Origin of the sequence: Mesorhizobium sp. M4A.F.Ca.ET.020.02.1.1, from assembly GCF_004022645.1 — a bacterium.
Classification (GTDB): Bacteria; Pseudomonadota; Alphaproteobacteria; order Rhizobiales; family Rhizobiaceae; genus Mesorhizobium.
Map to the genome: position 1 here is coordinate 1 of NZ_RZOI01000804.1, position 2562 is coordinate 2562.

The window sequence follows — 2562 nt, forward strand, 5'->3', positions numbered from 1 at the left end:
TGGTGATCCAGACTGCGATGAAGATCGAGAAGAACAAATCGTCTGAATTGAATGGCGCCTGCTCGTTGCGCTTGCCGCGCGCCTCCAGCTCCTCCGGATTGCCTTCCAGCACCATGATCATGTCGTCGACGGCCTTGGTTATGCCTCCGGAGAAATCGCCGGCGCGAAAGGCCGGCACCATGTCGTTCTCGATGATCAGCTTGGTGTGCAGGTCGGTCAACGTGCCTTCCAGCCCATAGCCGACCTCGATGCGCATCCTGCGATCGTTCGGCGCCACCACGAGCAGGACACCGTTGTTCTCCTTGGCCTGGCCGAGCTTCCAGAACCGGAACAGCCGGTTGGCGTAAGGCTCGATCTCCTCGCCACCCAGGCTGGGGATGGTTGCGACGACGATCTGGTCGGAGCCCTTCTTCTCGAAATCGGCGAGTTTTTTCGTCAGCGCGGCTTTTGTTCCAGCGTCGATGATACCGGCATTGTCGACGACGCGACCGGTGAGCGCGGGCAGATCGGCGGCGAAGGCGGTGAGAGGGAGGAGGAGGAAGCAGACGAAGCTCAGCAAGACGCCAACGAAGGCGTTCTGGCGCGCGCCCCTATATCCTGCCGGACATCTCCCCCACTTGGGGGAAGATTGACGGCTCGACCACCAGCCCTCCCTTTCAGACGTTGGGGAATGGCGAAGGCGAACGCGACGAACAATCTCCCCCCCAGGGGGGGAGATGTCCGGCAGGACAGCGGGGGGCGCGAAGGAACGCAAGGCTGGCAAGCTCGGTAAACTAACTCGTCGTTCAACCGCCCTGCTTCGTGCCGAAATCGACCTTCGGCGGCTGCATCTTGTCTTCCTCCACGGTGAAGTTAGCGAAGGGCTCGTTGCTGCGGAACCAGAAGGTCGCCCACAACACCGACGGGAAGGTCTTCAGCGTCAAATTGTAATCCTTGACCGCCTGGATGTAGTCGCGGCGCGCCACCGCAATGCGGTTCTCGGTGCCTTCGAGCTGCGCCTGCAGCGCCAGGAAGTTCTGGTTGGCCTTGAGGTCGGGATAGGCTTCCGACACCGCGATCAGCCGCGACAGCGCGCTGGTCAGCCCGGCCTGGGCATCCTGGAACTTCTTGAGGGCCTCGGGATCCTTCAGCGTTTCCGGCGTCACCGTGATCTGCGTCGCCTTGGCGCGCGCCTCGACCACGGCGTCCAGCGTGTCCTTCTCATGCGCAGCATAGCCCTTGACCGTCTCGACCAGATTGGGGATCAAGTCGGCGCGGCGCTGGTACTGGTTCAGCACCTCGCTCCAGGCCGCCTTGGCGTTTTCCTCCGCCGTCGGGATGGTGTTGTAGCCACAGCCGGCAAGCAGCGGCAGCACGATGGCCATCATCAGAATGGCCGGCAGATGGCGGAAGATGGAGGGGGAAGAGAGGCTCTGGGCAAGCATGATTTGGGTCCCTCGTCGGAAGTTGCACGCGAAGCATTACCACAATCCGCGTGCAAGAAAATGACCCGGCCGGAAAGCTTCCACTGCCATCCCGCTGCCCTGCAGGCAGGCCCTGTGAATGGCCGGGCGAACAGGCTAAGGTCCCGGCTGAACAGGACATTGCCATGGCCGAGCGCCAGGACAGCGACAAAGAATCGCGCCGTATTCTCGAGCGCGTGGAGCGGGAGACGAACCCGGGCGGCACGTCGTTCATCGCCCGGGCGGCGAAAGGCGCGCGCGACCATGTCAACGCCGCGGACGCCGACCGTTCGGACCGGATCGACTATTGGGGCACCCGCATCGGCAGGGTGCTGGGGCTCGTCATCGCCTTCGGCCTGCTGGCCTGGCTGGTGTATTTCGCCACGCGTGGCGGTTAGGACCGGACATCCATGAATGCTGAAAAAGCCGGCGCGCCGCGCGCGGTCATCGTCATCTCCAGCCATGTCGCGCGCGGCTCTGTCGGCAACCGCGCCGCCGTTTTTGCGCTGGAGACACTGGGCTTCCCGGTCTGGGCGGTGCCGACCATCGTCCTGCCCTGGCATCCAGGCCACGGCCGGGCAACCCGCATCGTGCCGCCGCTCGACCAGTTCAAGGCGCTGATGGCCGATCTCGAGCGCGCGCCCTGGCTGGGCGAGGTCGGCGCGGTGCTGTCTGGCTATCTGGGCGAGGCCGGCCAGGCCGAGGCCGTCGCCTCGCTGGTCACCGCCGTCCGGGAGAGGACGCCGAACGCCCTCTATATCTGCGATCCGGTGATGGGCGATTCCGGCGGGCTCTACGTGCCGGAGCCGACAGCGGCGGCCTTGCGCGACCGGTTGATGCCGATCGCCGACATCGCCACGCCCAACCGCTACGAGCTGGAATGGATGGCCGGGGCACCGCTTGCCGACCTGAAATCGGTGATGGCGGCAGCCCTTCACGCCGGTCCCTCGACCATGCTGGTCACCTCCGCGCCTTCGATGATGGCCGGCGGTACCGGCAACCTCCTGCTCGATTCCAGGCAGGCGTTGCTTGCCGAGCACCGCCTCATCGACAAGCCGCCGAACGGGCTGGGCGACCTGACGGCCGCCGTCTATCTGGCGCGCATCCTCTCCGGCCAGCC

General features: G+C 65.1%; 4 protein-coding genes. 2 read left to right on the forward strand and 2 right to left on the reverse strand.

What is annotated here, in order from left to right:
- Together EN742_RS31355 and EN742_RS31360 are read right to left on the reverse strand one after the other, a co-directional pair.
- On the reverse strand, positions 1–559 hold a 559-nt coding region (locus tag EN742_RS31355), incomplete at its 3' end, for a YgcG family protein (protein WP_148670388.1).
- A gap of 226 nt (positions 560–785) precedes the next feature.
- Entirely contained in the window at positions 786–1424 is a 639-nt protein-coding gene (locus tag EN742_RS31360; protein WP_126057564.1) for a LemA family protein, read from the reverse strand.
- A 164-nt stretch (positions 1425–1588) separates the two neighbouring features.
- Here EN742_RS31360 and EN742_RS31365 point away from each other — a divergent pair, with 164 nt between their 5' ends.
- Complete coding sequence (locus tag EN742_RS31365; protein WP_126057563.1) at positions 1589–1840, forward strand: hypothetical protein; 252 nt, start codon at positions 1589–1591, stop codon at positions 1838–1840.
- Between the two features lie 12 nt (positions 1841–1852).
- Positions 1853–2562: pyridoxal kinase PdxY (gene pdxY, locus EN742_RS31370; protein WP_128333690.1), on the forward strand; the 710-nt coding region annotated here is incomplete at its 3' end.